Origin of the sequence: Mucilaginibacter metallidurans (genome assembly GCF_003286435.2) — a bacterium.
Taxonomy (GTDB): domain Bacteria; phylum Bacteroidota; class Bacteroidia; order Sphingobacteriales; family Sphingobacteriaceae; genus Mucilaginibacter; species Mucilaginibacter gossypii.
In genome coordinates, this window is the sequence record NZ_CP043449.1 from 344,091 (window position 1) to 363,957 (window position 19,867).

Annotated in this window: 16 protein-coding genes; 2 read left to right on the forward strand and 14 right to left on the reverse strand. The window is 40.2% G+C overall.

Annotation, left to right across the window (positions count from 1 at the left end; all coding sequences use genetic code 11):
- Window positions 1-10: 10 nt before the first annotated feature.
- The 14 genes from DIU38_RS01655 to mobA form a co-directional block, all read right to left on the reverse strand.
- On the reverse strand, window positions 11-1,684 hold the full coding sequence (locus tag DIU38_RS01655) for a protein-disulfide reductase DsbD family protein (protein ID WP_112652839.1): 1,674 nt from the start codon (window positions 1,682-1,684) through the stop codon (window positions 11-13).
- 3 nt (window positions 1,685-1,687) lie between these two features.
- Window positions 1,688-2,134, reverse strand: coding sequence for a protein-disulfide reductase DsbD N-terminal domain-containing protein (locus DIU38_RS33340; protein ID WP_045753443.1), 447 nt, complete (start codon window positions 2,132-2,134; stop codon window positions 1,688-1,690).
- Between the two features lie 24 nt (window positions 2,135-2,158).
- Window positions 2,159-2,722 carry a TlpA family protein disulfide reductase gene (locus DIU38_RS01665; protein ID WP_045753442.1) on the reverse strand — a complete coding sequence of 188 codons (564 nt, stop codon included), beginning with the start codon at window positions 2,720-2,722 and terminating at the stop codon, window positions 2,159-2,161.
- A gap of 4 nt (window positions 2,723-2,726) precedes the next feature.
- Window positions 2,727-3,836: an efflux RND transporter periplasmic adaptor subunit gene (locus DIU38_RS01670; RefSeq protein WP_045753441.1), complete on the reverse strand. Its 1,110-nt coding sequence runs from the start codon at window positions 3,834-3,836 to the stop codon at window positions 2,727-2,729.
- A 22-nt stretch (window positions 3,837-3,858) separates the two neighbouring features.
- Window positions 3,859-7,035, reverse strand: a complete 3,177-nt coding sequence (locus tag DIU38_RS01675) for an efflux RND transporter permease subunit (protein ID WP_045753440.1) — start codon at window positions 7,033-7,035, stop codon at window positions 3,859-3,861.
- 10 nt (window positions 7,036-7,045) lie between these two features.
- The gene (locus tag DIU38_RS01680) at window positions 7,046-8,428 is read right to left on the reverse strand and encodes a TolC family protein (protein WP_045753439.1); all 1,383 of its coding nucleotides are present in this window, start codon (window positions 8,426-8,428) and stop codon (window positions 7,046-7,048) included.
- A gap of 111 nt (window positions 8,429-8,539) precedes the next feature.
- The gene (locus DIU38_RS01685) at window positions 8,540-8,959 is read right to left on the reverse strand and encodes a hypothetical protein (RefSeq protein WP_045753438.1); all 420 of its coding nucleotides are present in this window, start codon (window positions 8,957-8,959) and stop codon (window positions 8,540-8,542) included.
- Window positions 8,960-9,066: 107 nt separating this feature from the next.
- Entirely contained in the window at window positions 9,067-10,611 is a 1,545-nt protein-coding gene (locus DIU38_RS01690) for an MBL fold metallo-hydrolase (RefSeq protein ID WP_112652922.1), read from the reverse strand.
- A gap of 32 nt (window positions 10,612-10,643) precedes the next feature.
- Complete coding sequence (locus DIU38_RS01695) at window positions 10,644-11,891, reverse strand: MFS transporter (protein ID WP_208057618.1); 1,248 nt, start codon at window positions 11,889-11,891, stop codon at window positions 10,644-10,646.
- A 109-nt stretch (window positions 11,892-12,000) separates the two neighbouring features.
- Window positions 12,001-13,107 (reverse strand): MBL fold metallo-hydrolase, encoded by a 1,107-nt coding sequence (locus tag DIU38_RS01700; RefSeq protein WP_112652841.1) that lies wholly within the window; start codon window positions 13,105-13,107, stop codon window positions 12,001-12,003.
- 177 nt (window positions 13,108-13,284) lie between these two features.
- Complete coding sequence (locus DIU38_RS01705; protein WP_112652842.1) at window positions 13,285-13,959, reverse strand: ArsR/SmtB family transcription factor; 675 nt, start codon at window positions 13,957-13,959, stop codon at window positions 13,285-13,287.
- Between the two features lie 97 nt (window positions 13,960-14,056).
- Window positions 14,057-16,060: a conjugal transfer protein MobC gene (gene mobC, locus DIU38_RS01710; RefSeq protein WP_112652843.1), complete on the reverse strand. Its 2,004-nt coding sequence runs from the start codon at window positions 16,058-16,060 to the stop codon at window positions 14,057-14,059.
- 101 nt (window positions 16,061-16,161) lie between these two features.
- Window positions 16,162-17,448, reverse strand: coding sequence for a conjugal transfer protein MobB (gene mobB / locus DIU38_RS01715; protein ID WP_112652844.1), 1,287 nt, complete (start codon window positions 17,446-17,448; stop codon window positions 16,162-16,164).
- Between the two features lie 2 nt (window positions 17,449-17,450).
- Entirely contained in the window at window positions 17,451-17,888 is a 438-nt protein-coding gene (gene mobA, locus DIU38_RS01720; RefSeq protein WP_112652845.1) for a conjugal transfer protein MobA, read from the reverse strand.
- 390 nt (window positions 17,889-18,278) lie between these two features.
- Between mobA and DIU38_RS01725 the strand changes: the two genes are divergently transcribed.
- Both DIU38_RS01725 and DIU38_RS01730 read left to right on the forward strand, forming a co-directional pair.
- Entirely contained in the window at window positions 18,279-19,412 is a 1,134-nt protein-coding gene (locus tag DIU38_RS01725; RefSeq protein WP_432211737.1) for a ParA family protein, read from the forward strand.
- A gap of 4 nt (window positions 19,413-19,416) precedes the next feature.
- Window positions 19,417-19,866: a DUF3408 domain-containing protein gene (locus DIU38_RS01730; RefSeq protein ID WP_112652846.1), complete on the forward strand. Its 450-nt coding sequence runs from the start codon at window positions 19,417-19,419 to the stop codon at window positions 19,864-19,866.
- The last annotated feature ends 1 nt before the right edge of the window (window position 19,867 follow it).

Below are 19,867 nucleotides of genomic sequence, written 5' to 3' on the forward strand. Positions count from 1 at the left end.
ATTAATTATCCTATAAATTTGTACTCTTGTATTTGTTTATTGCAGATTGAATAAAACCGTAATAGCTTTTCGGATTGTAATCTGCTCCAGTAGGTTTGATCAGTATTTCCTCGTTAGATGGGTCTAAAAGTACATAGTGAGGTTGCGAATTGGAGTTAAACTTACTCGCCTGAAAATCGCTCCATTTATTACCTATGGTACGTATATTTTTGCCGCTAAAGGATGATACAAATTGTTCTGCCTGTGGTAATTCTGTTTTATCGTCCACATAAAGTTGGATGATGATAAGTTCTTCGTTCAATAGCTTGTGTACGTCTTTATCAGACCAGACGGATGCTTCCATCTTACGGCAATTAACACAGGCATGCCCTGTGAAATCGAGCATGACAGGTTTGCCCACTTTCTTTCCATATTCTATTCCCTCCTCGTAGTCAAAAAAGACATTAAGGTTTAAGGGTGCGTGGAATATATCCGAATATTTGCGGGCTTTGCCATCGACGGCATTATTTGTCTCTGTCCTACCAAAAGAAGAAGTATACAGGTCAAAATCTTGTGTTGTCTGTGGTGGTAAAAATGCCGAAATGGATTTTAAAGGTGCTCCCCACAATCCAGGAACCATATACAGGGTAAACGATAGTACAAGTATTGACAGTACCATTCTCGGCAGGCTCAATTTATCCATTGGACTATCATTCGGAAACCGAATTTTTCCTAATAAATAGAAACCTAAATATCCGAAGATTATAATCCAGAGTGCTAAAAAGACTTCTCTATCGAACCAATTCCAATGATATGCCAGATCCACATTGCTCAAAAACTTCAAAGCAAGAGCTAATTCTAAAAATCCGAGTGTGATTTTTACGCTATTCAGCCAACCTCCCGAAGATGGAAGGCTTTTCAAAAGACTGGGGAACATGGCAAAAAGCGTAAATGGTATTGCCAATGCCAATGCAAAACCTAACATTCCAATGGTTGGACCTAATAGTTCTCCCATTGTGGCAGCCTGTACCAACAATGTTCCAATAATGGGGCCGGTACAAGAAAACGACACCACTACCAATGTTGCTGCCATAAAGAAAAGCCCCAGCAATCCTCCGCGGTCAGCCTTACGGTCTAACTTATTGGCAAGCGAGGCAGGTAAAGTCAATTCAAACGCCCCAAAAAAGGAGAACGAAAATACCACTAAAAGGACGAAAAATGCAAAATTGAATATTCCGTTGGTAGAAAGGCTATTGAGTGCATCCGCACCGAAAATAACCGTAATCAAAATACCTAACAACACATATATCACTATGATAGACAAACCATAAAGTATTGCCTGGGTTGTGGCTTTACGTTTAGAATATCCGCTTTTGGTAAAGAAACTGACTGTCAAAGGCAGCATCGGAAAAATACAGGGCATAATCAAAGCGGCAAATCCACCAATAAAGCCTGCTATAAAAATTGTCCATAACGAACTTTTATCCGTTTCGTTTTCATCGGTTAGTATCGAATTGGCAACTTCCGATGTTTCTTTGTCGGAGGATTTAATACTATTATCTTTCTTCTCAATGGGTTGTTCTTCTGTTATTTCGGTAAATTCTACGTCATCAAACGATAGGAGACTGTCGGTCTGTGCATTTACAGTAACAGCCATCAATCCGCTGATGAGTAGTATTGTGAATAATCTAACTATTAATTTCATATTTTATTTAACTGGAATATTAAAATATACTTCTTCTGGTGGCAAACATTGCAGATCATTACACACCATATAGGTAAGTGTTCCTTTTACAGTAGGTGCATTTTCCGCTAATTTTATCTTTTGTTGAAATACCACTGAGTTTTTATAGTATCCAACGTCCATATTAAAGGTTTCATCGTGTTTGACAACAGGTTTTGCTGCCAGTACCTTTCCGTTCAATTGATATGACTTCGATGTAGTGAACGAAAATATCGTTGGCTGAGGTCCATTTTCGGGAACGGTCTGCGAATAGATGTGCCAACCGTCATCTATTTTAGCTTTTATAAATAAAACAGCTTCTTTATCGCTGATACGTTTTGATGCATAAGACCATTTTACTGGCTTTAGCATTTGTCCGAATGATGCAGCACTTATGAGTGAGAATGCTACGAATAATATTATCCTTTTCATTGTATTAAATTTGCTTGTTACTAATTATTTTTCATTAAGTAGTTTTGTCATCATGTCAATGACTTCCTGTGACGAATAATCTGCACCACCGACATGTTTGGCTACGATATTATTTTGCTTATCTACTATAATGGTAGTTGGAATAGAGCCTTTGAACAGCTCACGGGGAATTTCGCCATCAGGAATGTATACAGGTAAATCGAATTTTTTGCTTTTCATCCATTTGTTTGACTTTTCGATATTACCGTCCACATCGACCATAAGGAATACCAAATTATCGTTATCCTTAAAAGTCTTTCGCAATTTATTGATGGATGGCATTTCTTGAATACAGGGTGGACACCAGATTGCCCAAAGATTGATAAATACTACCTTTCCTTTTAGTGAACTTAACGTTACAGTTTTGCCGTTTTCATCCTTAAATTTTAAATCTGGTGTTTGCTGAACATTAGACATTAACGGTTTTTCACCGTTAATGCTTTTGTCTGCGATCATATTCTCATCAACATTATTTTTCATTGATGCGTATGTTAATCCCGTAATGACTAATAGTGGAATTATGATTATTTTTTTGATATCTATTTTCATATTACTATTTATTTATTTTACCTTCTTTGATTTCTTCAGATGGTTTTAAAATGATATTGTCTTCTGGAGAAAGATTACCGAAAATTTCTGTAAGTGTATCTAAACGGATACCTTCCTTTACAGCAATTCGTTTTACTTCGTTGTTATTCAATGTTAGTACATACGTTCCAGATTGGGTGTTTAGTACACTCTTGCTTTGTACCCAGTTAGACGAGTTTTTACGCTTTAATTTCAGCTTGACCTGTGCATAATCGCCTCCCTGCAATTCACTGGATGTATTGCTTACGTCAAACTCCAATGTTAGCGAACGATCATGCTGGTCGAGCAATCCAGATGTTCGAGAAAGTTTGGCATCAAACGTCTTACCTGGCTGCGAGCTTACGGTAAATGAAGCAGACATACCGTCATAAACAGATGATGCGTGTTTTTCTGGCAGAGATAAGGTAAGGCGGAGTTTATTACTCTGTGCCATCATAAACAAAGGTGTATTACCTCCTGTTCCGGCCAATGCTCCAACAGAAACATTCCTTTGGGTTATTATGCCATCAAACGGTGCTGTAAGGCGAAGGTACTTTTGTAACTGTGAAGAATGTGCCGTACCCGCTTTAGAAGCATCAAAAGCAGACTTGGCACTTTCCATTGCACTTTTAGCTCTGTCTAGTTCAATATCCGCAACTGCTCCCGTAGTTTTAGCAGCAGTTACCAATCTATCGTAAGCCTGTTTTGCATACAGATAATCACTGTAAACCTTTTGCTCTGTCGATTTGTCGGAGAGGTACTGTTGTTGCATTTCAGGAGCTTCGAGTACTGCTAAAAGCTGACCTTTGCGAACCCGGTCGCCTCGGTCAACATACATTTTTTTTACAAACCCGGTAACTTTTGCATACACCGCTACCTGTTCGAAGGGTTTGAGTTCTGCCGGAACGGATATTTCGTACTCGGGATTGATTACCTGTATAGGAGCCGTTTTATAGTTTACAGATTTTGCCTGATCCTTTTGCGTTTGTTCTTTTTTCTGCTCTTTTTGTGAGCAAGCGGAAAGCAAGAATACCATTGATGTAGTAAGTGCCAGTATGGTTGTTGATTTTTTATTTATTGAAATGCTGTGATACATTGTTTTTTGTTTTTAAAGTTTATTATATCGTTTGTTTATCGGACTGTTCTGCATAATACCTACTGTCTGCATCATCAGGGTCTAACGATGGACTGATTATTGAAGTTCTCGACATTAGGGAAGAAAAGAAATGCGGAACTAATAACAAGATGGTTACAGTGGAAGCAATCAGCCCTCCTATAACAGCTCTTCCCAAGGGTGCCACTTGTTCGGCTCCGTCGCCTAAGCCCATTGCCATTGGTAACATTCCGGCAAGCATCGCCGCTGCTGTCATCAACACTGGTCTTAACCTCGACGAAGCAGCGAGCCTTGCTGCATTAGCAGGCTTAAGTGCCAGTTTTTTTCGATAATGTTCGGCTTGATTAACCAATAATACTGCATTAGAAACCGATACACCAAGCGACATAATAATACCCATATAGGATTGCAGGTTAAGCGTACTACCTGTGAGGAATAGAATGATAAGACTACCGGCAATCACAGCAGGTAATACCGATAGAATAATAAGCGGTACTTTAAACGATTGATAAAAAGCCGATAACATTAGGAATATAGCTATAATTGCTACAGCTAAACCTGCCAAAAGACTACCCAAAGTATCATCTAAAAGCTGTAGTGTACCTTCTGTCCAAACAATAGTTCCACGAGGTGGCTCTCCAGCATTTTTGATAGCTTGTTTAACTGCTCGTGAAGCTGTACCTAAATCTTTTCCGTAAAGGTTAGCCACAATGGTAACGTAACGGTTAGGTCCCTTTCTGTTTACTTGAGCTGGAGAAGTGACCCTTCGTATGGTTGCTACATCTTCAAGTACCGGGCGAAGACTTCCAGCTTTTAATGGAAGTGATCGAAGTCTTTCTTCCGACATAATACCCTCGGGGATTTGTACCTGTGTTTGAAAAACCAATCCTGACTTGGGATCAATCCATAGGTTCTTATCCGTAAAGCGGGTTGATGAAGTAGCTGTAACGAGACTACGTGTAATATCCTGCATCGTCAATCCGAATTGTCCAGCAAGATCTCGGTTTACGTCGATTTCCATTGTCGGATAGGCAATAGGTTCGGCAATACGCACATCACGCAGATATGGAACTTTTTTTAAATTGGCTTCAATTTTTGATGCATGGGCAAAAGCGCCTTTTATCTGATTGGCTCCAACTTTAACTTCAATGGGCGTCATCGCTCCTTGCCCCATAATCTTTTCTGTCAGTTCCATCGGTTCAAAATTGAAAGAGACTTCGGGGTGGTTCTTGATAATCTTATTACGGACTTTCTCTTTGAAATCTTCCATTGATCCATCATACACTTCCTTATTGACAGATATTTGCAGTATAGCTTCGTGAGAAGAATTACTGAAAAGGAATATCGGATTTATTGGAGATCCTGCGGGGTGCATACCTACAAATGCAGAGGTAATATTTAAACCGTTGTCAGGCAGTTCTGATTTGATATCTCCTGTAATATCCTTAACAATCTGTTCTGTTTTTTCTATTCTGCTTCCCTGTGGAGCCTGTATGCGTATCTGAAAATCTCCATTATTGGAAACTGGCATTACGTCCGTACCAACAACTGTTAATAAAACCCCAGCAACTGCACTCGCTACCAGCACATAAACAACAAAAAGTGGGATAGCTTTGGTTGACCATTTACGCATCCTGTAAGAATAGTTTACTCGGAATTTTTCAAAAAAAGCTCGCTTTCTCGGAGTATTGGCTTCTGTATTGTGCTTGTTCTTCATCATCCAGTTGGCCAGTATCGGTACAAAGGTCTGTGAAGCCAAAAAAGAAGCAATCATTGCAAAGGCAACAGCCATCGATAGAGGCATAAACATATCTCTAGGAATGCCTGTCATAATTAAAGCAGGAGTCAATACAGCAAGAATACATAGTAAGATCAATAATTTCGGTATAGAAATTTCGATCAAAGCATCTATAATTGCCCGTTGCTTGGGTTTACCCATTTCCATATGTTGGTGGATATTCTCTATGGTTACTGTGGCTTCATCAACGAGAATACCGATGGAAAGAGCAAGACCACTCAATGTCATGATATTGATGGTTTGCCCTAAGAGATATAAAACAGTAACTGCTGTAAGAATGGCAATGGGGATGGTCAATACCACAATGATAGCTCCACGTGTGTCTCCCAAGAACAATAGTATGACCAATCCCGTGAAAACAGCTCCTAAAATACCTTCGTGTATAAGGTTGGAAAGGGAACGTTCGATATAATTTGATTGGTCAAATTCATAACTGACCTTTACATCTTCAGGTAATTGGTCTTTCAGCATCGGAATGGCAGCTTTTAGGTTCTCCACGGCATCCAATGTGGAGGCATCTGCTTTTTTGATAATAGGCAGGTAAACAGAACGTTTTCCGTTTATCAAAGCGTACCCTACTGTTTGATCTGCTCCGTCCTCCACACGGGCTACATCGCCAACATATATAGTACGGTTGTCGCTTGTTTTTACAGGGGTCTTCAATAGTTCTGCAGGTCCTTTAGCGATAGAGTTTATAGGAGCCATCAAGTTTTCATCTCCTATGCGAATATTTCCAGCAGGAGATGGAAGACTATTTTTAGTGATGGCAACGGTAATATCTTCGGGGCTTAATCCATTGGCTTGCATTGCGTCAGGATCGATATTGATCACGATGGAGCGTACATTTCCGCCAAAAGGAGCGGGAGAAGTAATGCCTGGGATTTGTACGAACATTGGTCTGATTTTGGTCAATGCCAATGTCTGTATTTCATTTACGGAACGCTGGTCGCTTTCAAAAACAAGGTTACCTACTGGAAGCGAACTACCGTCAAATCTTACTACCATAGGTGGAACTGCTCCGGGCGGTAGGAAACCCATTGCCCTTGAGACCGATGTTGATACCTCTCCAGCAGCTTGTGCCATATCTGTTCCGGGATAAAAGGTCAGCTTCATCAGGGTTAGCCCCTGTACGCTTTTAAAATCAATGTTTTTTACTCCACTCACAAAAAGAAGTACCTTTTGGAACTCATTAGCCATAAACCCGTCCATATAAGCTGGGGACAGTCCACCATAAGGCATAGCAACATACATCGCAGGCAATTCCACTTCGGGAAATATATCTACGTTTATTTTTTTTACGGTATTATAGGAAAAGAAAGCAATTGCTAGTACGACAACCATAATCGCAATTGGTTTTCTTAACGCAAATCTTATAATGTTCATATACGATTATTTAAAGGTTGTTGAATAAAAAGTCGAAATCTGCAGTTAGCTCCGCTTCATAAGCTAGCAATCCCCAATATTCACGGGAAGCCTCGATATGTGCATTCTCTGCCTGTTCCAGCAAAATGCGTATTTGTAAAAGTTCGCTTAGCGTAATTAAACCGCTTTTGTACCTTGCGAGGTACATATTGTACGCATCTTGCGACTGCTTTACGGCCAGCTTCGTTTTCTGAAGCTGTTGGTATTGCTGAACAACTTTTGCCTGCGAAGCTGATAAATCTGCTTGCATTGCCTGCTGGTACTGTGATTGAAGTAGCTTCGTACTTTCGGCTTCTTTGAACAGTTGTTCGCTTTTCATTCGGTTAGTATGCAGGCTAGTCAAATTCCATGTAATTCCAATACCTGCCAAAAAATTATTTGTGGTATTGCTGAACCCATCATTCCATGCTCTTGATACATTTCCGTTAGGGCTGATACCCGTTCCCCGATAAGCATAACCACCTAACAGGTTGATAGAAGGAAGAGAAGCTCTTTTTTGTGCCTCGCCACTTAAAGTATAATACTCCGATTGCTTGTCTAGCGCATCTAATATGGGGTGGGAAGGATTGATGGTATTTAACTTATTTAAACCACTTTCTATGGGATTACCGAAACGGTTGATAGATGCTGTGAAATCTATGGTATCATTGCCATACAACTCCAATAATTTAATATAAGAAGCATTTTTAAAGCCATACCATTTATCATGCTCACCCATTGCTTGTACATAGGATGACGAGGCGAGCAAGCTGTCTGCCGCAGGTCTTAGGCCTGATGCTGACAAACCCGAAGTTATTTTGCGGATGTCGTCAAGACGTTCGGCATTCTTTTGGGTCCATTGCAACTTAGCATTGTTATAAAGAAGAATGATGTACCTTTCCGATAATGTCTTTTTCAGGTTGAGCAGGTAAGCATCTTTATCGCTGACCGATTTGTTATATAAAGCACCCGCAGCCTCGTTCTGCTTACGGAGCTTTCCGAAAGAGAACATTTCCCAATTCACAATAGCGGAGCCAAAGGTATTGGCTGCGGTAGAGCTACCATCTAACGGTACTGGGCCATTTACGTTAAAAAAGCCAGGCTGCGGAAAGAAACCACCTGCACTACCTTCATAAGTTCCATAAGTATTTTGTGCCTGTGCGTTTATCTGCGGTAGCATATTGCCTTTTACTGCCCGTTGGTTGAACTTTGCGGCATCAATGTCCGATTTTTTAGCACTAATACCCGGATAATTTTCTTCTACTTTAGGCCATAAACTGCCTAAAGTTTGTTCTTTTTGTTGCTGTGCATATAGCGGAAAAGCAGCAACAACGGCTAGCCACAACAAAGTGGCCGCCATAATATGTTTGATCATATTGATGTACGATTTTAAAAGCCGTCATGACGACTTCAGTTTATTTTTTAAAAAGGGAAAAAATAGAAATACATCCTAAATGAGACATTGTGTTCAAATTAGGAAAAGAAACTAAAGGGAGAAATGAATGAGAAGTTTTCGATATTCTAAAAAGATAGAGATAGAATTACGAATTTTTCCACTACCACCATAAAGTGGGTGTTTAGTTTCTTTTCTTTCTTGGCGGATACCAAAAAAGAAAATAGTAGTAACTGCAAGAAGAATTACTGGTAATAAATCGTGAGGACTATACGATGACTTATTATCAATTTGATTATCGACAACATCAATCTGCGAACATTTTTCAAATGTAGATAGGGATGAATTATGATTGCCTTTAGGTAAACCTTGTTCTGTTTTTGGAGGAAAACCTGCAAGTGTTTTAATACTGGCCTTAACTGAGCAAGATGAGAGAAACATCACAAGAAATGCAGCGAATACAAATAGGTATCGCTGAAAACTTTTTAGAGTATGTGACATTGTATTATTCATCAGTTCGCTAAAATACTTTAATTTGGCTAACAATCCAAACAGAACCTCGTGTTTTAATATTTTTTAACAACAAGTACTAAACTATTTGCAGAGTCAAATAGTTTAGATTATCTCGTTAATTCATTGTTTTGTTCTGTCCACTCGTTAATACCTCCTAAGTAAAGACTTAGGTTTTTAATTCCGTTTCTTTTCAATATAGAATATGCCATTGCAGCTCGTACTCCACTTTGGCAGTGAACAATAACAGGTTTATCTTTGCTGATTTTTTGAATATTTTTTTCTAATGTAGTGAGAACAATATTTTCCACACCTTTAATGTGTCCGTTGTCGTATTCGCTTTCGGTTCGAACATCTATGATTTGAACATCTTTCTTGTTCAAGTACTTTTTCAGTTCCCCAATGTTAACGAGATCGGATTTTTCCAGTGCCACATTCATCTTATTTAAGCTGATTACGAACCCATAGATGTTGTCCATCCCGATACGCATTAGCTTGCGGGTTAAATCCTCCATTTCGCTTTCGTCTGCAATCAGGACATATTGCGTTTGGTAATTCAGCAACCAACCCATAAAGGTTGAGAATGATTTGTTACCCTCAATATGCAGACTGTTTGGAATATGACCTTTGGCAACTGTTTCTAATTTCCGTGTATCAACTATAGTTAAACCATTTTTCTGTGCTGTAAGGAAATCACTCGTGCTTAATTTGTGGCGTTTTGGAACTTCAACCAACAATGGGCGGGGTATTCTGTTCCATTGTTTCATTGTGGCAAAATACTTGGGTGGTTCGGGCTGTCCGTCAAGGATATACTTTACAAAGCCTTTTTCATCGTTTGCAAACTGAAATGCTTTGCTAGTCAATTTCTCGTGCTTTAATGTAGAGTGCGGTTCATCGCTTAAAGATTTGCCACAAAACGAACCTGCTCCGTGAGCCGGCCAAATCTCTAAATCATCAGGAAGTTTTGAAAAACGCTGGATGGAAGCATATAACTGTTTTGCTCCGGTGTCCTGTGAACCTACCTGACCTGCAACTTTTTCTAATAAATCGGGACGACCGACATCGCCTACAAAAATAAAATCGCCTGTTAATGCTTTTTGCGGTTTGTTGGAAACAGATAAGTCGGTCAATAAGTAAGTCAAACTTTCGGGCGTATGTCCAGGCGTGTGCATCGCTTCCAAAATGATGTTGCCCATAGCGATTTTGTCACCGTCTTTTATTGCATTGTGGGGGATTTCATATTTCCAATTTGGGTCAGTTTCGCCTGATAGTATCAATTTTGCTCCCGTAGCAAAAGCCAATTCAGGTGCACCGCTCAAATAGTCAGCGTGGATATGGGTTTCCGTTACCCGTGTAATTTTCAGATTATTGTCTTCAGCAATCTTCAGATACGTGTCGATATCACGTTTCGGGTCAATCACAATGGCTTCATTACTTTGTCTGTTGCCGACAACATAGCTGGTCTGTGCAAGCGTGGGGTCAAATACCCTTAAAAAAAAGAGGTTACCTTCCGAATAATGATCAATGTTATTCGGATGCTCCGTTTCTTTCTGTCGTGGGTCTAAGCTTACCAACGGTGAAGCAATCAATGGTGAAGTGAGGCAAGCCGCACCAAATAAAGCTCCTGTTCTTAAAAAATTTCTTCTGCTTTCCATTATATATTTTGTTTTTTCAATAGTTAAACTTGTTATTTTTCCATTGTTTCTTTCATCCTTACCCAAACGATAATACCTGAAACAAATGTGATGATACCTGCAATGTGTACTGCCCACATAAGTCCAAAGAAATTACCGACAATACCTGCCATTAAAGCACCTACTGCGTATCCCATATCTCTCCAAAATCGGTAAACACCAAGAGAAGATGCCCTCCAACTTGGATGGGCAGCATCACTTACAGCGGCCAATAATGCGGGATATACCATTGCCGTGCCCAATCCCAACAAGACGGAACCGATCAAGCCTGCAGTTAATGGGTCGAAAAATTCCAAACCGATAACGATATGACCTAAAACCTGTATGAACATCCCCCAAACAATAAGGGGTTTTCTTCCCCATTTATCGGCTAATGGCCCGGTAACGATCTGCCCCACGCCCCAAACCACAGGATAGACGGCTTTTATCCAGCCGACACCCTCCAAACCAACGCCCATTGACATGAAGAGCAGTGGAAACACGCCCCAGGACATACCGTCGTTCAGATTGTTGATCAGTCCTGCCTGCGAAATGGAAAATAAGTTTTTGTTTTTGAACAATGTTTGTTTGAATACCCACCACAAATTGGGCTTGTGGACTTCTTCGCCCGAATTTGCAGCCTGAATTTGGGATGCTTCTAATTCGGCGTGTTTGCGTGTATCTTTTATAAAGAGAACAGACATTAATATCCCTACAATTGTGTATGCAATCCCAATATAAAATGGTTCGGGTCTTAATCCGTAATACGAAGCCAAATAACCCGTTAATAAAGCGGTTAGTCCAACTGCTCCGTAACCAGCGGCTTCATTCAATCCCATTGCCAGCCCCCTGCTTTTCTTACCCACCAAATCAATCTTCATATTCACGGTCATAGACCAAGCTAATCCCTGGCTGATGCCCAGTAATACATTGGCAAACAAAATCCAATTCCAAGAGGGTGCAAATGCCAATAAAAAGGGAACAGGAAGACCAACTAGCCAACCCCAAATCAATACTTTTTTTCGGGTATACTTGTCTGCCAAGACACCGGAAATCAAATTGGTAAATGCCTTGACCAAGCCAAATGCGATGATAAAGGAAAAAACAACAATATCCGATTGTATGTTAAATTCTTCTGTTCCTACCAATGGCACCAAGGTTCTTTCCAGACCGACCATACCGCCGACCATCATATTGACGAGGACAAGCAAGGTAAATTGTTGCCAGTTTTCTTTTAATCCTAATCTTATACTACTATCCACTTAAGTTACTATTTTAAAAGGTTAGCATTTTGGTATGCCTTCGCAATCCAATTACCTAATTCCTCCATATTACTCATTATTTTTTCTTTTAGATACAACAAGGTAGTGATCAGGAAACCGCACACCTGTTTGCCCCAGCTTCCAAATCGGCAGGATTAATGCCCTCATAGTTTCCGCTTTTATTAAGTGTTGCAATCTGTATGTAGTTGGGCGGTGTGGGTGGAATGCGTTTCATTGTCTGCGCTATAAATGCTTCTTTCTCCAATTGAAGTAATTCTATCTTTGCGGAAAGGTTAGATAACTTATCCCCGATAATTTTTCCGTCAAATGCTATGGAACTAGAAGTATGGGCTGGCAGAATAAGAAGGTCATTATCGCTTAGGACTAAAATTTTACCCAATGAAATAAATAACTGCTCTGCTTTTTGTAATCCTTGCTCATAATCCGCTTTTAAATCTGGTCTGCCTACGCCGTTGGTAAAAAGGGTATCGCCTGTTAGCAAATAATCATTATTTATCAGGTAAGAAATACTTTCGGGGGTATGGCCTGGTGTAAATATTGCCGTTAGATTAGCCGAACCAAAAGGCACAATTTCCCTATCGTTTAGCGGTACAAATGCATAACTCACGCCTGCATTTTCCGTAAACAGGTGTGTGGCTCCCGTTGCTTTTGCCAATTCAATGGTTCGGGAAATGTAATCTGCGTGGACATGGGTGTCCATTACATATTTTATCGTCCAACCGTTCTTTTGGGCTAACTCCATATAAACGCTTGGTTCTAAAGAAGCATCTACCACGATAGCTTCCTTATCAGAGCCAATGATATATGAGATACAGCCTTTAGCCACACGTCTTACCTGTACAATCGTTACCTCTGTATGTTTGATTTCTGCGGTGTTCCAAGCATAGTTCCACGCTTTCATTCCGCCCTGCAAGGATAAGACATTGTAGCCTTTTGTATTCAGAATATCGGCAGCGATAAGGCTCGTTTTACCTCCAGCACATACAGTTACAATTGGAGTTTCTCTGTCAAATTTAGTATTATCGAATACTGTTTTATCTCCGGCGATAAGACGATCGTAAACATTATTGTGAATGCTTCCTGCAATCTGCCATTCTTCTCTCTGTTCTTGCGGTCTGATGTCTAATACAACCATTTCTTTACCGTTCTCAAACATTTTTTGCAATTCTGTTGCTGTTATTTCCTGTGTATTCATAACTGATCTATTCTGTTAATGCAAAGATACAGAAAAAAACAAACTATTCAATAGAATTATTGAATAGTTTGTTTAAAAATTATGTAAGCCATCTAAAGTCTTGCAAGAGTGATAAAGATGAAAAGGGGTATCTTAATTTAATTAGATACCCCTTTGAGAACAGGTTTATTGTTTTTCTTATGAAACTTCGCTGTGTTCGACAGGATAACCTTTCAGCGCCCATTCAGGAAAACCCTCGTATAAGCGAATGGCATTATAGCCCCTTTCGGTAAGCATCGCAACGGCTTCATCTGCGTAAACACAAAAGGGACCTCTGCAATAAGCCACCAACATTTTTCTCTTTGGAAATTTTTTCAAAGAATTTCCCAATTTTTCCAATGGGGTTGATAGCGCCTTGTGGATATGCCCTCTGTTATATTCTTCTTCTGGACGTACATCCAACAAAATCACTTCGTCATTTTCAAGCATTGCTGCCAGTGTTTCTACATCTATAGCCTGCATATCTGCACTTTGACCACTGCGAAAGTCGCTGATAACCTTTTCTACCTCGGCATTGAAGGCCATACCCAATTCCCGAAGCGATACCAATGTACCATACACGCTTTCGCTAGCAAGTGAATAGTTAATAAAATTGCCTCTACGGCTTATTTTAACGAGCTTCGCATTTTTTAGGTTCTGCAAGTGCTGTGATGTATTTGCTATGGAAAGCCCCGTATTCTTTGCAATCTGCTCTACACTAAACTGACCCTGTGCCAACAGGTCTATGATTTCCAACCTGTGAGGATTTGCCATCGCCTTGACAATTTTAGATAATTCTGTATATACTTTGTCTTTAAATTCTCGTTTGTTCATTTTCAATATCAATTATCTAATGAGGTAATTCATAAATAGGTCTCCTTATGCAAAGGTACACAAATCTATTCAATAAAATTATAGAATAGCTATGTTGTTATTGCCCCTCTTGTAATAAATGCTTTAAGTTCGGGTCATTCTTGATACGTTCCAATTCTGTTTCGATAACCAGAACAATGTCTTGCTTTATCTGGCGATAATTGCTTTCGATCTGCTGTTTCATTTTATCCTCGCCTTTTTCGTTTACAAAAGATAAAATTTGCGGTATTTGCTGATAGGCTTTGGTTTCGGCTGAAACCTTTTCATTATCTACCACAATTTCGGCGTGGAAAATCTTTTGCTCAATGCGTTCATCAAAATTATCAGATACGGAACCAACAAAAATCCCCTGTGTAAGTGTTGAGATTTTGGAAGCCGGAATAAGGCTGTCTAACTGTGTGGAAATAGAGGTAGATTTATCGTTGCGGTTAATGGTCATACTTTGGCGTTTTTGCAATACTTTGCCAAACCGTTCCGATAGGCTCTTTGCTGTTTCTCCAACCACCTGACCACTAAATATATTACCAACGGTATTTTGTATTACTTTACTCTCTTTGTCACCGTAATCTCTCGTTAATTGCGAAAAATCCTGAAAGCCCAAGCAAACAGCTACCTTATTGCTTCTCGCCGTTGCGATTAGATTGTCCAGCCCTCTAAAGTAAATCGTAGGTAACTCATCTATGATAACCGAACTCTTTAACTGTCCTTTTTTATTAATCAGTTTTACAATCCTTGAATTGTACAAACCCAAAGCTGCGGAATAAATATTTTGACGGTCGGGATTATTGCCTACGCACAAAATTTTCGGCTCTTTCGGGTTGTTGATGTCGAGCGAAAAATCATCGCCTGTCATTACCCAATACAATTGCGGGCTAATCATTCTTGATAATGGGATTTTTGCCGATGCAATTTGTCCCTGTAATTGATCTTGCGCTCCGCCTTGCCAAGCATCCATAAACGGCGACAAATAATTTTCCAAATCGGGGTATGATGTCAGAATTGTAAATACATCTGAATACTTTTTGTTCAATAATTCAATAGCGTGCGGAAATGTACAATACTTTCCATCTTCATAAATTTTCAGATACCAGATAATCGCCGCCAATAAGATAATTGGGCTTTCCACGAAAAAATCCCCTTGCTTCTGTATCCAGCTTCGGTTGAGGTTCAACATTATGGTATAAGCCGCTTCGTAAGCATCTGAAATATCCGTCATAAAATCGGGATTGAGTGGATTACAGCGGTGGCTCTTGCGTGGGTCGTCAAAATTGATGACGTAGAATTTGGGCTGCACTTTGTACTTATCCCGATGCTTTAATAAATGATTGTAGGCAATCGTGGAAAGGTCATCAAATTTGAAATCGTAGATGTACATTGAAAAGCCTTTCTCAATCTGTTGTTTAATATAGTTGTTTACAATTGCATAGGATTTTCCAGAACCTGGTGTTCCTAAAACAATCGTTGCCCGAAAAGGATTGACGATATTTATCCAACCGTCATTCCATTTGTTTTTATAGTAAAATTTAGTGGGAAGATTGACTGAATATTCGTTTTCCATCAACTTTGTTTCCTGTTGAAAGCTCTCGTTTTCATTATTGAAAACATCATCCATCAAATTGGTACGGAGCAATCGGCTCATCCAAACTCCGGCTACCATTAAAGCAACATAACCTAAACCTGTAGAAAGAATATATAGAAATGTGGCAGTAAGTAAAGGTAACTTCAATAATGGAAAGTTTAGAAAAAATAGGACAAAGCCAATTGCCAAAGCCACATAGATTTTAGTCCAGGTTATCTTCTCATTTTTTACGCCTTTAGTTCCCAGGCAGCTTAAAGCCAGCAATACCAACGCAAATACTTTGGTGTATAAATTTTGCGAAAACAAACCCGCAGTTCTGTCGAAATTCCCTAAAATTTTGTTGATTATTTCTAATGTCCATCCACGTTCCATAAAGAAACCGTAACAGAACCAATAAAGGTGCATCAGTACCAAAAGAATACTAACTGCCCGCATAAAAGCCATTATCTTGGCAAGCCCTCTTAAATCGTCTTCTCCCTGCATTATTTTAAGTTTTAATGTTCGGGCGTTAATTTAAAGGCTCTATATATCGGCAGTAAGAATGTGGCAGGCATTGGCAGTGCGTGGCAGTGTTTGGCTGATTACTATTTTTGACCTCTTTGGCGTTTCCTTTTCTTCTTCATTTTATTCGCAAAATCCTGTTCCTCATAATCTTCTCTCTGTGTTTCGGGAAGCAAACCTCCCAATGCTTCAATCAAACCGTCTTCGTGTTTTTCCGTATTCAAGAAGTCGAACAAATGATGTGGTTCTTCCGCAGGAAGATCTGCAACATTTGATGTAGATCTTTTCGGTTGTAATTCTACTGGCTCTTTAATCTCCGGTTTGATGTTATTGTTCCAATAATCATTAAAGGTATTGGCAGAAAGTTCTTTGCTTAAACGTGAACCATTCCAAACACTTTTAGAATTGTGGTCAATAAATGTGATACCATAAATTCGTCCTGCATCATTTCTGCGAACCACCACATTAATTCCTTGTTCGGTTAACTGTTTCTTAAAGTTCAATTCATCAGTTGTTGATTGCAACGCAATGGTAACGGCTGATTGCAAAGTTTTTTGGCTTGGATGGTTTTTCAAAGCGGTTTTGCTCTTCTCAAAATGCAATTCTAAAGCAGGAAGTCCAGCACTTTTTCCGAATAAGGAAGCCTTGAATGGATGCCCGGCTCTTTCGCCTTTCTCATTTAACGGGATGTACAACAAACCCTGTTGCATTTTCCCTAGCAATTCGCCCTCCACTTTTTCGGTGGTAATATTGAACAGGGAAAGCAAAGCATTATATTCACCCAAAGTTTGGTACTGGTAGTAGTTAGGCAGGTGGCGGACAACCGAAGCGATTTGGCTTTTTACATCTCCAGCTTTGTAATCTACCGGATGGAAAATCTTGTCGTTCTGTTTATGTTCTTTATCAGGTGCGGTTATCAATCCATATTTCCTTTCCAGTTCACGGCAAATATTCATAGACCGCATTTTCTCGAATTTATCTGAAATCTTTTTGCCTTCTTCGTCCACGCAAACCGATACGATATGAATGTGACTGCGGTCAATATCGGTATGTTTAAATACCACAAAAGGCTGTTCGCCGTAACCCATTTCCCGCATATACTGCTCTGCCATTACCCGATATTTATCATCGCTTACCTTATCTTTCGGGTCAGGATTGAGCGAAATATGCAACGTATGTTTTTCTGTATTTCGGTTCGCTATCAAATAAGGCGCAAAAGATTGGGCTAATTGTGCCACGGAATAATGCCCGTTAGCAGTTTCAATCATCTTATTGGCAAACAAAATTTTTCCATTTTCATTCTCCACTTTGAGCTGATTGTATGCAAATGCTCCGTATAAATTTCCACTTCTACCGATTTTTGCTATCATTTCTAAGACTGTTTTTTCAAATGTTTTGCTTCAAATTCTTCAGTTATCTGAATAATTTTTTGGCATAGCATCGCCATTTCAGCCGTCTGTTTTTCCAATTTGTAAAGGAACGCTGCGGCTTTTTTCTCGGAAAAATTCTTGTACAATAGCTTTACAATCTGGTTATAATTTACTCCTACGGAGCGAAATTGACTGTGAAACGAGGTCAATCGCATATAAAAATCAACCGTTCCCTTGTCAATTTTAACCGATTTCATTTCCTTACTGAACAGCAGGGAAATGATAAACTTTGCTTTATTGGGCATTCCCGATGCTTCAAAAAGCGATAAAAGTTTGGCATTTTCTTCGTCTGTAAGACGGAAAACGTGGCGGTAGATGCTTGGATCGGTTTTCGGTGTCCGTCCGCCCTTATTCTGTTTTTTGTTACTGTTCTCGTTCATCACTAATCCATTTTAAATTCATACAAAAACGCTGACTTCGGAAGACGTTTTTTAAGCTCCCAGCAGGGCAAGTTGTTTTGAGGCACTAACTCGGTTTCGAGTGCCTCAAAACACAACTTGCCGTGTTCCGGTGAACACAAAAATCCGCCCTGCGGGACGGATTGAATGTAACAGGGAAAAACGGCTCAATGCCGTTCCCGTTACCTCCTGATATGTCGAAAGACTTTTGCATAAATCCGTTAATAAAAATCACAATACAAAGTAAAGCCCTGTTTACGATAGCGTTGCACTGTACCACAGTGCCAAATGCTGCCTCTGAACGCCAAACACTGCCACCGCTATACAACCGAATGAATTTGATGAGTTCTTTGTCCCTGAATGTTGGCGGGCATGCAGCCCGTACTTCAAGACGAGCAGACGGCACACATTCAAGACGGCAGGTTATCCTGCCTGCAAGATTGCAGGAATGCAAGAAAGCAAGAGCGCAGGAATGACGGAAAGCGTGACAGCCTGCTATCAGGCAATCACGCCTGCGTGACGGATGGAACGAATGCAAGAATGCAATCCAGCCTGATAAGATGCCTGAATGAAAGCATTGCTGCCGTATGGCAAGAAAGCAGGCAATCAGTAATGCCCGCAGGCAAGCCTGATAACTATCCTGTAAGGAAGACAGCACGAAATCAGGGCTGCACGGCTGAAAGCCTGAAAGCCTGCAAGACTGAAAACAGGAAGTTGCAAACTTTAAATTTTAAAAATATGGACACAAAAAAGAAACCTCTGTTCGTTGCCTTTTCTTCTCAAAAAGGCGGTGTTGGCAAAAGCACATTTACCACGCTTGTCGCCAGTACGATGCACTATCGGTTGGGCTACAACGTAGCCGTATTTGATGCGGATTTTCCGCAGCACAGCCTGATGAAAATGAAAACCCGTGATTTGGCAATGGTAATGGAAAATGAGGCGTTGAAAAAACTGGCGTATAAGCAGTTTACCACCATCAACAAGAAAGCCTATCCCATTACACAGCATAAAGCAGATAGCGTACTGGATGCTGCACACGAATTTGTAACGGCTTCCGCCGTTCCGATCGACGTGGTGTTTTTTGACCTGCCCGGAACTGTGAACACGCCCGGCATTCTGAAAGCACTCGCAGGAATGCATCATATTTTTACGCCTATTACCGCAGACCGTGTGGTGATGGAAAGTACGCTCATCTTCACCCAGCTTTTACAGGATGTGATTATGAAAAAGGGCGAAACTTCCATACAAAGCATTAACCTATTTTGGAACCAGGTGGACGGCAGGGAAAGCACTCCCTTATATGACCTGTACAATCAGCTTATTGAGCAGCTGGGATTAAGCCTGATGCAGAGCCAAGTGAAGAACAGTACCCGCTTTCGCAAAGAAAGCGAAGCCGACAGTAAAACGGTTCTCCGTTCTACCATAATGCCACCTGATGAACGTTTAATGAAAGCCTGCCAGTTAGACCTGTTCATCAATGAATTTTTAAAAATCGTTCAATTATAGCCTTATGGAAAAAGATAATAAAAGGAAAGCCACGCCGGACATCAACGAAGAGTTGATGATGAACCTGATGGTGGACGGCGTTAAAGAAGAGGGTTTGCGTTTACCGCCCGAACCTAATGAAGAGCGGGAAAAGGAGGCGACTAAAGAGGAGGTAAAGCAGGATGAGTTATCAAAAAGCAAACCTGTACAGAAGGAACGTAACCGCACCAAGAAAAATCTTGACGGCAGCTACGGCGAACACTTTTTGAAAACCCACTCGATGACAAAGCGAGGCGATAAAAGCATTTATATCCGGCAGGAATACCACGAACGGCTGTCCCGTATCGTACAGGTAATCGGTAAAGATGCCATACCCCTGTATGCTTACCTCGACAATATACTGGAGCATCATTTTGAACTATTTGAGAAAGCCATTACCGATGATTTCAACGAAAAGTTTAAACCCATTTTTTAAA